At 42.1% G+C, this 17,279-nt stretch carries 13 protein-coding genes and 1 tRNA gene; 6 read left to right on the plus strand and 8 right to left on the minus strand.

Annotation, left to right across the window (positions count from 1 at the left end):
* A partial coding sequence (locus tag A7Q09_RS10550; protein WP_166791969.1) for a hypothetical protein occupies positions 1-234 on the plus strand: 234 nt, incomplete at its 5' end.
* An 18-nt stretch (positions 235-252) separates the two neighbouring features.
* Here the strand turns inward: A7Q09_RS10550 and A7Q09_RS11150 are convergent.
* From A7Q09_RS11150 to A7Q09_RS08850, 3 genes are all read right to left on the minus strand, one after another.
* Positions 253-666, minus strand: coding sequence for a septal ring lytic transglycosylase RlpA family protein (locus A7Q09_RS11150; RefSeq protein ID WP_134391097.1), 414 nt, complete (start codon positions 664-666; stop codon positions 253-255).
* Positions 667-888: 222 nt separating this feature from the next.
* The gene (locus A7Q09_RS08845) at positions 889-1,926 is read right to left on the minus strand and encodes a hypothetical protein (protein ID WP_134391098.1); all 1,038 of its coding nucleotides are present in this window, start codon (positions 1,924-1,926) and stop codon (positions 889-891) included.
* Positions 1,927-1,979: 53 nt separating this feature from the next.
* A complete protein-coding gene (locus A7Q09_RS08850) occupies positions 1,980-2,900 on the minus strand; it encodes a carbohydrate kinase family protein (RefSeq protein WP_244228627.1) in 921 nt (306 codons plus the stop codon).
* Between the two features lie 178 nt (positions 2,901-3,078).
* Here A7Q09_RS08850 and A7Q09_RS08855 point away from each other — a divergent pair, with 178 nt between their 5' ends.
* From A7Q09_RS08855 to A7Q09_RS08865, 3 genes are all read left to right on the plus strand, one after another.
* A complete protein-coding gene (locus A7Q09_RS08855) occupies positions 3,079-3,948 on the plus strand; it encodes an NAD(+)/NADH kinase (protein ID WP_134391099.1) in 870 nt (289 codons plus the stop codon).
* 56 nt (positions 3,949-4,004) lie between these two features.
* On the plus strand, positions 4,005-4,460 hold the full coding sequence (locus A7Q09_RS08860; protein WP_134391100.1) for a PTS sugar transporter subunit IIA: 456 nt from the start codon (positions 4,005-4,007) through the stop codon (positions 4,458-4,460).
* Positions 4,461-4,731: 271 nt separating this feature from the next.
* Positions 4,732-4,820 (plus strand) — tRNA-Ser (locus A7Q09_RS08865).
* A 134-nt stretch (positions 4,821-4,954) separates the two neighbouring features.
* On the opposite strand, the gene A7Q09_RS08870 is transcribed toward A7Q09_RS08865, so the two are convergent.
* Positions 4,955-5,542 (minus strand): hypothetical protein, encoded by a 588-nt coding sequence (locus A7Q09_RS08870; protein WP_134391101.1) that lies wholly within the window; start codon positions 5,540-5,542, stop codon positions 4,955-4,957.
* Positions 5,543-5,559: 17 nt separating this feature from the next.
* Positions 5,560-6,981, minus strand: a complete 1,422-nt coding sequence (locus A7Q09_RS08875; RefSeq protein WP_134391102.1) for a hypothetical protein — start codon at positions 6,979-6,981, stop codon at positions 5,560-5,562.
* A 324-nt stretch (positions 6,982-7,305) separates the two neighbouring features.
* Between A7Q09_RS08875 and A7Q09_RS08880 the strand changes: the two genes are divergently transcribed.
* Positions 7,306-10,518, plus strand: coding sequence for an efflux RND transporter permease subunit (locus A7Q09_RS08880; RefSeq protein WP_244228628.1), 3,213 nt, complete (start codon positions 7,306-7,308; stop codon positions 10,516-10,518).
* A 176-nt stretch (positions 10,519-10,694) separates the two neighbouring features.
* Here A7Q09_RS08880 and A7Q09_RS08885 read toward each other — a convergent pair whose 3' ends face one another.
* Together A7Q09_RS08885 and A7Q09_RS08890 are read right to left on the minus strand one after the other, a co-directional pair.
* On the minus strand, positions 10,695-11,975 hold the full coding sequence (locus A7Q09_RS08885; protein ID WP_134391103.1) for an MFS transporter: 1,281 nt from the start codon (positions 11,973-11,975) through the stop codon (positions 10,695-10,697).
* A gap of 113 nt (positions 11,976-12,088) precedes the next feature.
* Positions 12,089-13,402 (minus strand): MFS transporter, encoded by a 1,314-nt coding sequence (locus tag A7Q09_RS08890; protein ID WP_134391104.1) that lies wholly within the window; start codon positions 13,400-13,402, stop codon positions 12,089-12,091.
* Positions 13,403-14,386: 984 nt separating this feature from the next.
* On the opposite strand from A7Q09_RS08890, the gene A7Q09_RS10755 reads away from it, so the two are divergent.
* Positions 14,387-14,968: a zinc ribbon domain-containing protein gene (locus tag A7Q09_RS10755; protein WP_134391105.1), complete on the plus strand. Its 582-nt coding sequence runs from the start codon at positions 14,387-14,389 to the stop codon at positions 14,966-14,968.
* A gap of 137 nt (positions 14,969-15,105) precedes the next feature.
* Here the strand turns inward: A7Q09_RS10755 and A7Q09_RS08900 are convergent, their stop codons facing one another.
* Positions 15,106-17,025, minus strand: a complete 1,920-nt coding sequence (locus tag A7Q09_RS08900; RefSeq protein WP_244228629.1) for a tetratricopeptide repeat protein — start codon at positions 17,023-17,025, stop codon at positions 15,106-15,108.
* Between the last annotated feature and the right edge of the window lie 254 nt (positions 17,026-17,279).

Below are 17,279 nucleotides of genomic sequence, written 5' to 3' on the forward strand. Positions count from 1 at the left end.
ATATTTTTATTGGATTTCAATTGTTCTTTTCTGTTCATACATAATTATACTACACATAGCTATAATTTATCGCCTTATATCCCCATGCCTGAAGGCAGGGGCATTACGGCGATGGATGGTAAAGATCGAACGGGGAGATGGATTGCTAAAAGACTGTTGAATTTCCTAGCTCTTTTTTGTGCCGCTTGTTATCCGGGTGTTACCTTGAGCCAAAAGCATAGACATTCTTTTTGACTCCATCCTTTTTAGGTTTCATTGATCGGCATTTTTTAGTTTCTTATTGAGGAAAGGAGGAGGCCAGATCACTTGCATATGCACATCGACTACTCCCTCCTTCAACATGCCCAGCCGCCATGCGGCCCTCTTGGATAAATCCAGGCAACGACCAGCGACATAAGGCCCTCTGTCATTAATTCTAACAAGAACCGTTTTATGGTTCCGTAGGTTTTTCACAACGACATAGCTACCAAGAGGAAGGGTTTTGTGAGCTGCGGAGAGCGCCAAAAAGTCATAATGCTCTCCTGAAGCAGTAAGACTGTCTACATACCATGAGGCTTTGCAGTGGAAAACGGGAAGTCCAGGAAAGAAAAAGGGCTCTGTTACATAGTATAGAAGAAAACCGAAGGCAACAAGCAATAGCAAAAGAATTAAGGAGAGCAAGCGCATGAAAAATTCATTAATTAAAGAGGAAAAATGTTTCCGTTCTTTTTCGGTTTAAAAACATACAGAGGTACAAAAAAAAACTCTCATTAGTCTATTTTAAAAGACTAAAGCAGATGCCGCTCCCTTTTTTCTACTTGCATGGAAGAAAAAATTAGCCTTTTCTGCTTTGTTTTTCTTGGGGATCCCTCCAATAAAAGGTACTCAAGTCTCATGGCGCATTTTTTTTTATTCAAAGGGTTCTGTATAGGAAAAGGAAGGCAAAAAGATATTTTTACCTAAAGCATCCAACGGTTTAGCCCAAGGCTTTAGTTCTGTCCATTGATCTAGAGATTCTTCATCGCTATCTGTTTTTCTTAAGCTGCTCAAGTCATAACGCTCGTAATAAGGGGGAGATTCTTCATCAAACGAACAGAGCACGATCCCACGGCCTTCCTTTTCAAAATACCAGTTTTTCAGTTTCTGATATTTCCCAAAGATTCTTAAGATTATTTTGCCTTCCCTATAGATTTCTACAAAAGATCTATCCGTTTCTTTGGAGATCCGTATCCAACCAACCGTCCCATTTTTTGCTACTTTAGCTTCTAAGCATTTTCCTGGGTTTTCCAGGATAGTTCTTCCTCCACTTTGCATAATAATAGTAATTATTGTGTTTTTAGTATTATATTTCGTTTCCACTCTTACTGGATCATCCTTTCCGGTGTTTTCATGACGAATGCAAAAAGGAAGGAAATCGACGTCTGCTCTTAAAAGCTGTTCCCATGCCTTGGTTCCAAAGGCTACTTCTTGACTACGTTCTGTTTTTATGAGTTTTCCATTTTCTAGATCAAAGACTTCTACTCTTATATCATCTCCATTCGCATTGCGAGACCGAACGGCAGCAACCATATTCCCAATATCTTCTATCTGGCATAGAACCCATGCTTCAATGAAAGGATAGCTACTATGGATTTTTAGGGTTTTAGGATTTGATTCTTTTTTTTCTCTTATTAGCAGAGTATCGTCTACAAAATCGACAGAATTACCGATTCCTTTATGTATTCCTTCAATCCATCCAATGAACCGGTCTGTCTCAATAGGACAAAGCCCCAACTGACTTAGTAGGAAAGAAGATTGCATTATTTTCCCATGAATCCACCGTGACGAACAGGTTGGATAGGAACAAGGTTCATTCGTCGTCAAAAGATGAGCAGAAAGAATGAGAGTCTCTAAAAAGCAAAAATAGAAGGATATCAAAAAAAATGGATATCGAATAACTCTGAGCATCTAGTGCCTATTCCTTGAAGGCTGAACAGCAAGGGTTCTCTGTTGGGGTTTCTTTAATGATTTTCATCAAAGAGAGTACTAGCTTCTATCTTTTTTAGCTCGCTCTCAACCTCTTCTTTTGTTGGGAAAGAGGTCCTTGCCCCTTTTCGTGTACAACTTAAAGTAGCTGTTATGGTCGAAAAAAAAAGAAGTTCTTTCCAGTCGAATCCACGAGCTAGTCCCAAAGAAAAAGCTCCATGAAAAGCATCTCCTGCCCCATTGGTGTCCACCGCTTTGATTGGCAAGCTTTTCATCTTACCTTCTTGTCCTTGGCATTTCCACAATAACCCTTTTGGGCCAAGCGTCAGTACAAAATTTTTGTATTCTTTTGAAACCTGTTCGAATGCAGTATAGGAATTGTTGGAAGATGTTTTTTGTAATACAAACTTTTCTGAGGCAACGACATAATCTACTTCTGGGGCAAGGACTCTTGTGCCCTCATGAAATGAGCCAGCATCCAGTACGGTTAGGATTTTTTCTTTCTTGGCTAATTTTAGAAATTCTTGAGAAGCGGCCAGCTCATGTCCATCGAAAAGGATGACTTTAGGCTTAAGCAATGTTGTATTGATGCCTTCTCCAGAGAGCTGAGGGGTCGATTTTTTGTAGTTAATGACCGCTCTTTGGCCATCGGGTTTAACTAAACAACAAGCAACCGGAGTAGGTGCGTTCCCGCGTTGGACTAAGCGTGTGTCCACTCCTTCCCGCTTGAATTCTTCAAGGATTTTTTCGCCGAAATCATCCCTACCAACATACCCACAGAATGCCGATGTGCCGCCTAATCTTCTAACAACCACGGCGGCGTTTGCCCCTGGTCCTCCTCCGCAAATAATTAGGTCTAGTGCATAGATTTTCTCATCGCTCTTGGGGTCTTTTTCTACATAAAAAGAAAGGTCGTAACAACTGTGGCCAACTGTTAGCACCTCAATTGGGTTCATCAAAAGAAAATCTTTTAAGAAAGATTTTCTAAAGGGAAAGCTCAATTTAGAAAAAAAACAATGGATAAAGCTGAATATTCACCGATCTTTTTTTAGGTTAAAGATTCGGATAAAAAGATTGCGGTTAAAAGAGAACAACTTATTGTGCTAATAATGGAGGGAAAATCTTCTATTATCTATGTCTTTATTACGTGTTGGTCTTTTCGTTAATAAAGAGAAAAGGGGGGCTTTTGAACTTCTTTTGGAGCTTGTGGAATATTTTAATAAAGAAAAGATAGCTTTTTTATTGGAGGATTCCACCGCCAGGCTTATTGGGCAAAGAGGCATTTCTATAAGCCGATTCTCTGAGGAGGTGGACCTGATTTTGGTTGCTGGGGGGGATGGAACCATTATCAGAATAGCCCATGAAATCTTTCCCTCTCCTGTTCCTATTCTAGGAGTGAATACTGGTAGTTTAGGATTCCTTACGGCAGTTTCCAGAGAAGAAATTCTGCCGCAGCTACCCAATATATTGCAAGGGCGTTTCAGAAAGAGTCCTAGAATGGTGCTTAGGGCCGTCGGCTCTGCTTATGGAAATAATTTTGAAATTCCTTGTTCTTTGAACGATATTGTCCTTTTTAGAGGAGCTTTTTCCCATATGGCGACAATTGATGTTTTTGCCCAGGGAAACCTCGTGACCGAATTTCAATCCGACGGTCTTGTTGTTTCCACTCCTACCGGTTCTACAGCCTATGCTTTGTCGACGGGAGGTCCAATTATTATGCCTGAGTCTGAAGTTTTTACTCTTAATCCTATTTGTCCTCATACGTTGACAAATCGGTCATTAGTGTTTCCTGAAGAGGTCACTTTGCGTTTTTCTATCCCACTGGGCGGAGGGCCAGTACGACTTGAATATGATGGGATTGCCTACGGAGATCTTCATCCTGGGGATTGGCTTGAAATTGAGGCGAGCCCTAAAAAAGTTATTCTGGGGTTTTTAGAGGAGCGGAATTTTTTTGAAATTTTAAGAAGAAAGCTGCGTTGGAGTGGAGCAACAGTGGAGGAGTAACGTATGAAGGAGCTCTGCTCTTGATTGGACAAGCGGTGATTATGAATGAGTGAACGATGAATCTCTCTGATGTATTGACCCAGGATCGAGTTCTAGTAAATTTATCAGCCAGAGATAAATTTGAAGCAATAACTAAGGTTGCCAAAATCCTCGAACATAGTCCACTGCTTCAATCTTTTGATACTTTCTTAGAGGCAGTCTTAGAAGCTGAAAAATTGGGGATGACCTGGTTTGAACAAGAAGTCGCTTTTCCGCATATCCGCAGTGAAGTAGTTAAAGAGTTAGTCATAGCTGCTGGCCTTTTCCCTTCGGGGGTGTTTTTTAGAGAGGCTGCTCATTTAGTGCGCCTGATTTTTGTAATAGGTGCTCCTAAGAAACTTAACACCAACGATATTATTGTAGTTGGGTCATTGGCAAGGATTGTAGCGACCAATAGACAGCAATTGTTAAAAGCAAAAAGTGCTGAAGAGTTTATTAATCTCATTGCTAATCTTGAAAAACAACTTCAATAACCAATTTTAGCCTAGCTTTTAGCTATCCTTAGTAAACTAAGTGGATTTTCTATAAGAAACGAAAAGAAAGCTTGATTTGAATAGAGATAGCTACAAAAAAGACAAGGCCGCTAGAGGAAGCCAGTGAGAAAAGTAGGATGAAAAGGGCTGGTAATGAAAAGTAGCATAAGGTAGGCGCGAACAGATTAGGAATAGGTCTTTAGCTCAAAGAAAATTTCTTTTTGTTTAGCTGTTTTTTGGTTAAAGTGATCTTATATCAGTTAACCCGCTAGGACAGGTGGCTGAGCGGATGAAGGCGCTCGACTCGAAATCGAGAATGGGGACAAAACCCCATCGCGGGTTCGAATCCCGCCCTGTCCGTTGCTCTTTAGGGTAAAAGATCGGAATACAGAATCCTCTTGTTTTATCCTATCCGTTCTGTATCCATAGGCTGAGGCCACTATTCCAAGGAATTTAGACAAAGGATAGGGAACAAAGGGTTCGTTAAGAGAGAATTATCGACTGTTTTTAGAAGAAAAGAGCTGGTTTTTGGGTTGAGGAGAAAACACAGCTTTAACTATGTTTTCATTTTCACCACTCTTAGGGATGATTCTCAAAACATAGGCTGGGTGTCTTGGGGAAATATAAAAACTATCCCCAGGTTCCAGTCTTGTTAAGGTCCGTTGTTCCTGTGGGTTTATAAAAATAAATCGGGTTTTAGGGGTTAGGATGGTTTGAATTAAAGGTAAAAATCCTTTGATATCAGCTTTTGCTATCAGTGCTTTATTTTTTTTATTAAAACCAACAACTTTAAAATGCCCATAGACCCAGAGATTTTTCACTTTATGTTCTTTGATGTAGGTAGAAAAGTTTTGAGTGGAGACAAGATGACTTTTTTTAGGTGAATAAATGGGTAAAGTAGAACCGGTCGATGCTCTTTCTGTTGGCTGAAGACCATCTGTTTTTTTATTCTGGTGTGTTTCCAATTGCTTTTGGGCTTGTTCAATGGCCTTATCGAGCTCTTCGGTTTCAGAACCGATAGCAGCTTCCAATGGCGAGATGAACAGGAGTATGCAGAAAAGGAGTAAAGGAAATTGTTTCATGACAAAAAATGGCCTTATCATTTATTATTGAGTTCAACAAGTTTTGTTTTTAGAAGCGCAGCTTCTTTCTTAATTTCTTCAAGTTTTTCTTTGGTCAATGGGCCATTCTTTAATTCCGCCAATAGCTCCCTCTGTCTTTTGATAATATACTCTTTGATTTTTTGTCCCTGCTTTTGATATTCGTTCAGGCTGTAATAAGGTCGAGGAGATTGGGATACAGTACAACCAGCGATTTCTAAGCTAAAAGAAAATGGAATGACGCAGTGGAAAATCATCATATTATTTGTAGTGGTGACATCGAATAGATAGGCTTTAAGTTCTTTTCCAAAGGTAACGGTTGGTGCAAGCTGCTTAGAAAAAGCTTGGGAAAGCTTTTTGTAAAGAGATGCAGGAGTTTCTACGTAAGTCCAGAGCTCAGCTGGTTGTCCTCCTTCTTTCGATGCTTCTGTTGGAACCCATACAATCATGATTCCAGTGAATGGAGCCCATACTGGTTCTATGCGATTTGCCCTAAACTGTCCGCAAACGATCTGCGCTGTTTCATCTTTCCAATAATTCCACAGTTGCTGAATGAAGGAAGAGGGATGAGCTTTGTATTTTTCTAAGAGCTGAGAAAAATCAAAGAAAAGTTCTTCTTTGCTTAAAGCTGTCTTTAGTGTCCAGCTATAAGGCATGGAACTGGAAAGTTTTGCTTCTTCTTTTTCTAGCACCTTCGATATCTCTACTCTCGATTGGAATAGAGAAAGGAAGCTATCTCTTTTATAGAACATAAGCAGGCCAAGAGCCAAAAAGCCTAGAACAACTAAGGAAAGAGATCTAGCATTGAGTCTTAAGTCTAATTTCTCTGCCCACCGGATAATCTCTGATCGATCCTGGCTAACAGTTGGTTCTTCCTGCCCACAAGAAATATCGGTCCATGGAGGCTGGGTGCTTTTGTCCTTATAAAACCAGAATGAGAGGCTTCGGAATATCCAAAGCAAAGGAGCTGAGAGCAAAAAATAGTAGAAAAGGGTCTTAGAAAAAAACGAGGCAATAAAAGCAAAGCCTAAAATAAGAGCCGGCTGGATAAGAAACCAGAACCATTGGTTTTGCGGTAGCCCAAAAAGGGGCACGCCCCAAAATAAGGGATTGCGTTGGATCTTTTTCTTTTCTTCTTCAAAGTAGACAAGAAAGGTTTGGTAAAAGTAGATTAGAGTTAAGAACCCAGAAAAGAGAAGAACGACTGTGATTTCAGAATGGCTGCTTTGCTTATTTAGCCAGGCTAACACCAGAAGAATACCCAGGGAAGTTAAGAATCGTTTGGGATGGGCATAGTTTTTCCCTAGTCTGCGGACAGTCAAAAGCTCACAGGGCAAAAACCAGGAGATAAAAAGAAAAAAAAGTTTTTTCAGTAGAACGACTCGGATAGCAAGAGGCTTATCTTTTTCTGTTTGTTTCATAGGAAGATAAAAACTAAAAAACAGATGGCATGCTATTACCAAATAAGTGCTAGCAGTTTTTTAAAGAATTTTACCTTCATTACCTCCAGCCTTTTCGCTCTCATCTTCTGACTAGGAATATACAAGCATAGATTTTTTAATACAAAAAATCAAGCATTCCTTTTTAAGGGTGGCAGCTATAGGATGATTAAAAGTTAATAGAAAAGAGGGTATTTTTTGAAAATCTACTTTTGTAGGGAAATCGGCTATGTCAATTTGATAGCGAGTTTTTTTTCATTATCCCCCTTTTTTTAAGCTAGAAAAGCTATTTTGTAGCTAGGAGGCATGTTGGAAAAATTCGCTACTACGTTGCTTTCTCATAAGCCTTTTGTCTACCTCCTGTTGTTTTTATATCTTTCTGCTGGTCTTTATACGGCAACACATCTGTCTATCGACGCCGTTCCAGATATTTCCAATGTGCAGGTGCAGATTATTACTCCTGTAAGGGATTTTGCTCCAGAAGAAATCGAAAAGCTTATTACTTTTCCTTTGGAAAGGGAATGTTCAGGGATACCTGGCCTTGAAGAAATGCGTTCTGTAAGCAAGTTTGGCATTTCTCAGATCACCTTAGTCTTCAAAGATGGTACGGATATTTACAGGGCTAGGCAGCTTACGGGCGAAAGACTCATTACAGCGCTGGATAAAATTCCCCAAGGCCTTGTACCAAGACTTGGCCCGATCAGTACAGGTTTAGGAGAGGTTTTTGTGTATGCCCTTGATTGGGAAAAGGACCATCCCAATAAGCCCAAAAGCCGTTTGGAAGAGCTGATGGAATTGAAGCTCATTCAGGAATATCAGATTAAGCCGCAGCTTCGGATGGTCCCTGGAGTGGCAGAGGTGAATACGCTTGGTGGGTATGATAAGGAAATTCTGGTAATGCCTGATCCAGAAAAATTGATGAACCTAGGGCTGACGGTCAAGGAACTTAGTCAGATCGTTGGGAAGAATGTGGAGAATGTTGGTGGAGCCTATATAAAAAGGGCTGGAGAGCAAATGACAGTTAGAGCCGTAGGTAGAGTAGAAGATCTGCCTCAGATAGAAATCTTGCCTATAAAATATCCGGGTTGGACAAAGCCGCTCTTAGTTAAAGATGTAGCGGCGGTGGCAGTAGGAGCCAAAATTAGAGTGGGCGCAGCTTTGGTCAACGGAAGGGAAATGGTCCTTGGGACTGTGATCATGCGGGTCGGAGCTAATGGAAGAACGGTTTCTCAGAAGGTGTTTCAAAAGATCCAGCAAATCGAGCGGCAGTTACCAGAAGGGGTCAAAATAGAAGTACTCTATAACCGCTCAGAATTTATTGACCAGGTGATTCACACCGCTTTTTCTAATCTTCTGGAAGGGGCCACTCTTGTGGCTCTAATCCTCTTTTTTATTTTGGCCGATTGGAAGGCTTCTTTAATTGTTTCTTTCACCATTCCTCTTTCCTTTCTTTTTGCTCTCTACGGAATGAGGCTTTTTCATTTGTCTGGTAATTTGATGAGTCTGGGAGCCATCGATTTTGGTCTCATTGTCGATGGAGCGGTCATAATGGTAGAAAACATTCTTAGGAAACTTGCTGAAAGCCAATCGAAGCTAGGCAGCTGTCTTTCTAAAAAAGACAAAGAGTTAATAGTCAAAGAAACTATTTCTGAAGTAGGCCAATCGGTGCTCATAGGGGTTTTAATCATTACTTTTGTGTACGTCCCCATTCTTAGTTTAAGCGGGGTGGCAGCTAAGACTTTTAGGCCCATGGCCATAACCGTTATCTTTGCCTTGATTGGTTCCATTTTAGTTAGTTTCACTTTTATCCCTGTCATTTCAGCGACTGTCTTGGGAAGAACAAAAGATTTTCAGAATCGTGGTAGAGAGTTCAACCTATTAAAAAAAATCTATCGGCCTTTTCTTAGGTTTACTCTGAACCATGGTTGGTTTTTTGTAGGGGTGGCTCTCTTGTTCTTTCTCATTGCGATTTTAAAGTTTGGTTCTTTGGGAGCAGATTTTGTACCTAAGCTTGATGAGGGCTCCTATGACATCAATATTTTTAGGGAAAATACTATTGGGATAGAAGCTTGTGTAGAAATGGAAAAGAAAACCGAAGAAGTGCTGCTCCAATCTTTCCCTGAAATCCGCTATGTCTATTCGCGTATCGGAATGGCGGATATAGCCACCGACCCAGCAAGTCCAAATGAACCTGAGCTTTACGTTATCTTAAAACCCAAATCGGAATGGAGAAAGATTAATGGCAAACCGATTTCTAAAGAGGATCTGGAAGATCTGATGGAAGAAGAAATAAAGCTCAAAGTTCCAGGCCAAGCAATGATTTTCTCTCAACCTATTGAAAACCGGTTCAATGACATGCTCCAAGGCGTTAAAGCGGATGTGGCCTTTAAAGTTTTTGGTTCCGATTATTTGACCATTTATTCGCTGACGGAACAAATTAAAAAGCTACTAGAAAATGTCCGTGGCGTGGTAGGCCTAGCCTTTGAAACCTCTGGTGTGGCCCCATCTCTGGAAATCATCCCTGATCGCCTTGCCATGGCAAAATATGTCGTCCAATCCAGTGAAATTAATGAGGCTGTCTCTGGAGCCTTAGGAGGAAAGACAGTTGGACAACTCATCGATGGAGTCAGACGCTATGATATTGTTGTCAGATTTTCAGATCTAGAAAGAAACAATATCAATGCTTTGCTTTCTCTGCCAATACGTTCAGGTACTGGTGGCATCCTCTCCTTATCACAGGTTGCTTCTGCAAGCTACGAAAATCGACTCCGATCCATTTCTAGGGAAAATGGTATCCGTCGGATCGCCTTGCTTGTAGACCTTGAAAGAAGGGATTTAGAAAGCTTTGTTAAGGAAGCCACAGAGAAGATCAATCGGTGGGTGCATTTTCCCCCAGGCTATTTTTATGAAGTCGGTGGACTCTACAGGAATTTTATCGAAGCCAAAGAAACATTGAAAGTGGTTGTTCCTATGGCCTCTTTGGCAATTATGATGCTCCTTTATTTTCTTTTCAAAAATTTCAGGCATTGCATTATTGTCTTTTTTTCAATTCCGCTGGCGATTACAGGAGGCATCTTTTCCCTTGTGTTGACAGCTCTTCCTTTCAGTATTTCAGCATGGATAGGCTTTATTGCTGTATCCGGAGTGGCTATTCTAGAAGGACTTGTATTGTTAGGAGCCATTAACCGCATCCGCCTTTGTGGATATCCGCTAGAACAAGCGATCGAAGAAGGAGCGCTTATCCGACTGCGGCCAGTATTAGCTACTGCGTTGGTGGCAAGTTTAGGGTTCTTCCCCATGGCCTTTGCTCAAGGTCCCGGAGCTGAAGTACAAAGGCCTTTAGCGATTGTTGTTATTGGAGGGGTTCTTTCTTCAACGCTTTTAGATCTTGTAGTTCTTCCTGTATTTTATCTGTGGGTAGAAAGTCTATGGGATCGGTGGAAACAAAAATCACCTACTAAAGGGAATGGAATCTCAGGAGCTTCTGTAAAGCAAAATAAGGAGCAGTCCTTAGAATGAGAGCAATAGAAAGAAGGCTATCTTCAGTATAAGAAGCAAACCCTTCTACCGTAGAAAATTAACGAAAGCTAAAGAAGAAAGACAAAAGAAAAGCCACTTTTTAATCCAAGAGTGAATAAAAAAAAGTAATCTCTATCTATTGGATCGGACTCTTTTCCAAGGAGCTTGTAGGCTTTTTAAGCTTTTCTTTTCGGAAGAAAAGAAACTAGAATGAAACTGCCTATGAAGTAGCATAGGGGTAAGAGCATGGGAGTTTTAAAGGAGTTTGTGGCAATAAAAAGATAGCTAAAAGACAAAGGACCAATGCCAGTTGCGATCCGGCAAATTAGACCCCAAAGACCAAAATGCTTGCCGATTTTGTCTTCGTCTGATAAAAGACTCATAACGGCTCGGGCAAGGGAAAGAAGAGAACCGTTTCCAATACCAATAAGAAAGGAAGCGACGTAGAAGGAGGTTTTTGTTTCAGCAAAAACAAGGCTGCTAACACAACCGATCCAAAGCAAAAGATCTAGTTGGAGGGATTTTCGGGATCCCAATTTGTCTTGGAAAAACCCAAAAATAAAAGAACCAAGAGTACCACCTGCTTGAATCAAAAGGAAGATGCCTACCTGTTGGGCTCCCGTTATGCCGTATTCCATCTGCGCATAGACCGCTAGTATAATCATGAGAATGGTGGCTGCAGAAAAGAAAAGGAAAGAAGCAGCAAAATAAAGAAGTAGGGGTTTATTATGGGCAATGAGAAGAGCTGTTTCTTTAAGGTCAGTGAGGATTTTTAGAAGTGCTTGAGCAAAACTTCTGGTAGGAGTGGATTTTTTTTGAAGTTCCAGATTAAAAAAAAGCGGAAAACCACACATCATATAGATAGCTGCAACGATAGGGAAACAGAGTCGAAGAAGTTCCGTATTCGACACCGTAAAGCCTGGAGCTAAAAGAGGATAAACAAGTAATAAGCTAAAAATGCCCCCTATATTCCCAAAAGCTCTTGTCCAGCCTGAAAATCTGCCAACAGAAGAGGGAGAAATCAGTTCGGGTAGAAAACTTGAAAAAATATTTTCGGTAAAAGAAAAGGCGATATTCGCTAAAGAATAACACAAAAGGCTTTTCCAGACATCCCCTTCGTGAGTCGTTCCTAAAAGAGCTGTTGCAAGGATACAGATTACAAAGAAGAACCCAAGAAGAAATTTTCTTTTAGCTAGGCAATCGGATAAGGCGCCGATAAAAGGGAGGAAGACCGCTACAAAAATTTGAGTGAAAAATGCAGCCATTCCCAACAGAAAAGTCCCATCGGTTCTCCGGGCACAGACGATTTGGACGAAATAAAGACTGAAAACTAGATCCACAAGAACGATACTAAAAGAGACATTTCCGAGATCAAATATTCCCCAAGACAATTTTTCTCTAAGCCCAACAGTTGTAGCTGGCTTTAAGATGATCTCTTTGGTAGGGGCCTCATTCATGGGATCTTTTTGCTAGAGTAGATTACTGACAACAACATAGACATACACTTAAAGACAAAGCCATCGGATTGTCATTGAGACTTCAAACTTTAAATAAAAAATCATTCCTATTCTCAAGAACCACGAGCAGGCATTTTGCTTTCAATTTTTGTGGGTTTTTGGTTAGGGAGAAATATCAGGCCAAAGAGCCCCAACCCGAAAAAGATGAGGGGAGCAAAAAGCGGAGTCTGGAATGATTTGTTGATTTCAAAAAGTAATCCGAAAACCAAAGGACCAATGCCTGAAGCCAATCGGCCAACAAGCCCCCAAAGACCGAAGTATTCGCCCACCTGTTCGGGAGGTGATATCAAGCCCATTAGAGCCCTGCTGACCGAATAAAGGGAGCCGTTAGCCGTTCCAATAAGAAAAGTGACCAAAAAGAAAAGCCATTTTTGACCTAAAAAGAGAGTTAAGGCCACACATACAAACCAAAGGCCAACATTAAGCTGAAGCGTTCTTTTGGGACCAAATGTATCTTCTAAAAATCCGAAAATAAAGGCACCTATAGCACTACCTATTTGAAGAGTTAAGAAAAGCCAGATTTGTTCAGCACCGCTGACTCCAAGCTGCATTTGAGAATAGACAGCAATGACCACCATGATGACTGTGGCACCACTGCTGTAGAGAAAAAAAGCTAAGAAAAAAAGGAGCACGTATTTCTGTTTGAGTAAAGAAGGGATCATTTGAGCCGTACGGCTATAAAAGTTTTTTAAGGCGATGGAAAAGTTTGCTTGGGAGCCTGGTGTTCTTTGGTGGGTGTTAAGAAAAAAAGGAAGGCCTGCAAGCGCATAGATGAGAGCAACCAAAGGAAAGCATAATCGGATATGATTCACATTGGATTGGATGAACCCAGCAGAGAGCAACGGATAGATTGTCATAAGACTAATGAAGGCTCCTAGATTGCCTGCAGCCCTACTCCAACCGGATATTCTCCCAAGCATTGACTCCGGAGCAATTTCTGGGAGAAAACTGGCAACCAGACTTTCGGAAAAAGAAAAACTGATATGCGCAATCGCATAAGTGATTAATCCTTTCCATACCTCCCCTTCAACCGTTGTTCCTAAATAAGCCGTAGTCAGGGTGCAAAGGGTAAAGAAAACAAGAACGATCTCCTTTCTTTTTCCTGTCACATCCGAAAAGGTGCCAACAAGAGGCAAAAGCAAACCAACGAGGAGTTGATTAAGGAAAGTTGTAAAAGTGATCAGAAAGGTTGCATCCGTTCGATGGGCGCAAATGATCCTTATGAAATAAAGGCTGAAAACTAGATCTACAACAACCGTGCTAAAAGCGGAGTTAGAAAAATCAAAAGCACACCAAGAAATTCTTTCCAAAAGTCCCGCTTCTTTTGGAATCTGTCGACTGTTCCCCTTTTTTTTAAATGCAATCATCTTTTGCTATAGTGACATTTTCCTATTTCAAGAAAGCAATGGGTTTTTTTCTAGCCACCTCTTATCCTCTCTCTCTGGTTTTTCCCACCCGAAAGGCATCCAGAGTATTTCTAGCCTGGTGCTTATCACCTGTAATCTGGCCAGATAACTTGGGCCTGTTTCCAAGCTATCACTATCCCAGCAATTCTCGGGTGCATGCGGACTGACTGTACCGTCGCCTCCAATGCCACTAATACTATATAAACACTTTAAGCGTGCAGTCGATTTGTCTTCCCTAGCAGCTTTATAAAACTTGTGCTTCCTAGGTCAAGGTTGGTTTTTCCCTCAGGCTCCAAGCTGTATGTGCCGGCACTGGATCCAAACACTACTAGCCTTTTCCAACATCCTCTTTGGGATGATGGATCCCAGCCAATCCCATTAAGAGAGAGGAAGCGTACTCCCTCTCTTTCTGAAATTCTAGCTTTATGCCTAATATATTCAACAAATTTGCGCGGGAGTCCCCGCCTTTCAAGGCGGGGAGGGATAGCGCCGCCGCGCAGCGGCAATGCTTTACAAGTAAAACATAATACTCGTCAATCTGAATGAAATTGCCAGCCACCCAATCGCTGAGGTGCAAACTGAAGCTCATGCTCACTAAAGAGCAGGAGGAGGCGGTGCGGTGCACGGCGTTGGCTTACCGTAACGCCCTGAATCACGCATCCACTATCGCTTTTGTGGGCGGGAAGATATCGCAAGGCAGGAAACTGCAAAGGCTGGTGTCCCAGGATTTGGGCGAGAGGTTCGGGCTGCCAGCTCAAATGGCATGCAAGGCGCCCAGGCAAGTGGCTGCGGCCTACAAAATCCTTTGGGAACGCGCCAATACGAGCGCGGCTCATAAAGCCAAAGGCTGGACCAGCCCGGCGCTATAAGGGGCTCGACAAGGCCATCGAAAAGGCTTTGGACCGGAACCTGCAGGCCTTCATCACCACGGTCAAGGGGGTGGACATGAACCGACGGAACATCGCAGTGGAATCCAATACCCTAGGCAAATGTCGTTTTTATCCTGGTGGACACCGAAGGCACCTGGCCAAGCGTGCCGCCAGTAGACGAAGTGCGCAGCAAGCGAAGGGCACTTGCGGAGCCACACGCGATGGTTGGCATGGAGGGGCTAAAGGCTATCCGTTATCGAACCGAGCGCAGACAGTCAGAGAAGGTTTCCGTCAAACGCCGCAAGGCCAACCGCAAAAGGAGCACTTGGGGTTTTGCGGAGCTGCAAGCCAAGACGGTTTACAAAATCCGGCTGCCTGGCGGAGTGTGCCGGATTGGGTGGATGCGGATTCCTCAAGCCAGAGACGGCCGGTTTGCTGGCATGTTGGGCGGGAGAATCGGCCCAATAAGGGACTGTTGTTTGTATGCGCCCATTGTTGGTATACGCTCCATGCCGATTTAGTGGCTGCTAGAAACATCAGCATGCGAACGCTTTTCATCTGGCAAGACTGGGTGAGGACGGGGAGATTGTCAGCCGTCCCTAAAGCATCGGGTGATGAAGCCAAAGCCGCACGCCTTTCGAGATACGCGCAAGCCTGAGGTGGAGCCTGGTTGCAAGCTCCCTCCTTTAGGACGGAGTAGTTGACTCCAAAAAACTACATGGAGCCGGTTGAGGCCCTTGCATCCCATAGAAAGAGATAGGCATGCCAGCACCACTCTATAAAAGTTTGGGAAATTTATTCAAGGAATTTTTCCAACCCAGGATCCTTGGGGATACCAAGACTAAGGGCATCCTGATAATGCCTTTTGGCAAGCTCCTTAGCTGGAGGCCGTTGGGTGGCATAGATGACAGCAAGGTTGAAATGAGCATCCCCATAGTTAGGATCCAATTCAAGGGCTTTTCTTAGCTCTTTTTCTGCTGCCTCCTGCCAGCCTTTCTTTGAACAGGCTATTCCAAGATAATTCCTGGTCTTGGGATCGTTTGGGTTGATAACTATTGCTCGAGTCAGTTCGGTGACAGCATTATCAAAAAGCCCTTCCTGGTAATATACAATTCCTAAGATGGAGTGAGAAAAGGCATCATTGGGGTTAAGTTTTAGAGCCTGTGCTAAGGCATTTTCAGCTTCTTTGAGTTGTCCTTGCTGATAATAAATTACTCCTAAATTAGCCCAAGCAGTTACACTGTTGGGGAATTTTTCCAGGATTTGATGATACTTTTCTGCTGCCTCTTGATAGTGTTGCTCAGAAAAAAGAGTGGCAGCTTCGTCAACAAGCTTTTGAATGTCTTCTGGCAGCGAAGCTTGCAGCTCATTGCTTCCAGCTGAATGAGGAGGATCGGTCTGTGGTTTTGGATCAGACTGAATCGCAGTTCCTTCATGGGAAGGCTGATAGGCGACTTGTTGCGTTCCCGGAGGAACAATTGCAGCTGTGTTCTGAATATGATCGGTTGAGGATCCTTCTGGAGAATCAGTCTTAGCCATAGGGTTTGACTGGGCGGGGGGAGTAGATTCTTCTGGAGGTTTGGTGAGCTGGGCTTCAAAAGTAGATTGTTGGATTTCATTTAGATTGGGATTTATAGGCCCTTTGAGTAAAGCTTGTTCTTCTGGAGAAAGGGTGACTACTGGAGAAGACAAAAATTCAAGCTGTTTTTGCAGAAATTTTGAATCGATTTTGAGATTCTGTAGTTCTTCCAAAACAAGTCTCTTAGCCGAATCTCTTCGAGCTTGTTCCTGAAGCTGCCTGTTGATAATCCCTCTTAAAATTTCGTTTTCTTTTCTTAAAGACTCGGTATTGGGAGCGTTTGCTAAGTCTCGGGCTGATTCAGCAAGTTTCTGTTGGGCAATCTCTAACTGTGTCTTCAGAGTGCTTGCTGTGTTTCTGAAAACTTCGTTTTCTCTTTCCAAAATAGAAAGTTGCTCTTGTACTCCCTTCAGCTGATCTCGAAGGGCGGCAATGCCCGCCTCGCTATTGCCTGCTTGCAGCGTCCTTATTTTGGCTTCAGCCTGAGCTAGTTTGGCTTTCAAGGAATTGTTTTCCTGGAGAACGGCAGTGATTTTGCTTTCGATGTTGGTTGATTTAAACATCGCCAGCTCTTTTTGTGTGGCTGCAAGCCTATTCCTTAGCATATTAGCTTCGGATACCGCTTCTTCAAGCTTCATTTTTGTCTGGGATAATTCAGCTTCTAATTGACTAATGCGGTATTTGAGTTTGGTAACCTCTTCCTCGGACTTTGAACTTTTGTCGTGTTTGGAAAGAAGACTTTTAATAACATCGTTATTTGATTCCAAAGAAGGTGGTTCGGTTCTAGAAGCATTGAGAGCAGTTAAAACGTTTTTTTGGACTTCATCAGGCGTTTTCCCTAGTTTCTGGCCAAGAAGATTCAGTTTGTCTTTGACAAAATTAATACGGAAATTCAGAATCCCCGGTTCCCATTCTGGAAAATTTTTTTTCAACAATTCGAGCCGCTTACAACATTCGGTATACCTTTGGAAGGCTCCGGCTATCTCTCCTTTTTTTTCCATCTGCTCAGCTTCTTGTAAGGCAAGATAGATGTTCAAAAACTCATCTTGAGGAGAAACAACAGCTAAGCTTCTTGGGCTGAAGAAATAGGATGACAGCAGTAAAAATAGCCAAAGAACCAGTCTTTCAAGCCGCATCGTTGCCAATTTATTTTCGCTTTTCGTTTAAAAGTCAATAAGTTTTGATTGGAATTCAGGTCATAAGATTTTACTCTTTAAAAAGTAAAAATGTTTAAAAAAAATATCGTTTTTCTTTGGATTAATACATTTTTTTTACCATCCATCGCCGTAATGCCCCTGCTTTCAGGCATGGGGATATAAGGCGATAAATTATAGCTATGTGTAGTATAATTATGTATGAACAGAAAAGAAATTGAAATCCAATAAAAATA

It is taken from the genome of Methylacidiphilum sp. Yel (assembly GCF_004421185.1).
Lineage (GTDB): Bacteria > Verrucomicrobiota > Verrucomicrobiia > Methylacidiphilales > Methylacidiphilaceae > Methylacidiphilum.

Coding starts and splice junctions, on each gene's coding strand:
- A7Q09_RS08850 (WP_244228627.1), bottom strand. CDS start 2,900: ATGAACCCAATTGAGGTGCTAACAGTTGGCCACAGTTGTTACGACCTT.
- A7Q09_RS08855 (WP_134391099.1), top strand. CDS start 3,079: ATGTCTTTATTACGTGTTGGTCTTTTCGTTAATAAAGAGAAAAGGGGG.
- A7Q09_RS10755 (WP_134391105.1), top strand. CDS start 14,387: ATGAACCGACGGAACATCGCAGTGGAATCCAATACCCTAGGCAAATGT.
- A7Q09_RS08870 (WP_134391101.1), bottom strand. CDS start 5,542: ATGAAACAATTTCCTTTACTCCTTTTCTGCATACTCCTGTTCATCTCG.
- A7Q09_RS08845 (WP_134391098.1), bottom strand. CDS start 1,926: ATGCTCAGAGTTATTCGATATCCATTTTTTTTGATATCCTTCTATTTT.
- A7Q09_RS08885 (WP_134391103.1), bottom strand. CDS start 11,975: ATGAATGAGGCCCCTACCAAAGAGATCATCTTAAAGCCAGCTACAACT.
- A7Q09_RS08860 (WP_134391100.1), top strand. CDS start 4,005: ATGAATCTCTCTGATGTATTGACCCAGGATCGAGTTCTAGTAAATTTA.
- A7Q09_RS08900 (WP_244228629.1), bottom strand. CDS start 17,025: ATGCGGCTTGAAAGACTGGTTCTTTGGCTATTTTTACTGCTGTCATCC.
- A7Q09_RS08890 (WP_134391104.1), bottom strand. CDS start 13,402: ATGATTGCATTTAAAAAAAAGGGGAACAGTCGACAGATTCCAAAAGAA.
- A7Q09_RS11150 (WP_134391097.1), bottom strand. CDS start 666: ATGCGCTTGCTCTCCTTAATTCTTTTGCTATTGCTTGTTGCCTTCGGT.
- A7Q09_RS08875 (WP_134391102.1), bottom strand. CDS start 6,981: ATGAAACAAACAGAAAAAGATAAGCCTCTTGCTATCCGAGTCGTTCTA.
- A7Q09_RS08880 (WP_244228628.1), top strand. CDS start 7,306: ATGTTGGAAAAATTCGCTACTACGTTGCTTTCTCATAAGCCTTTTGTC.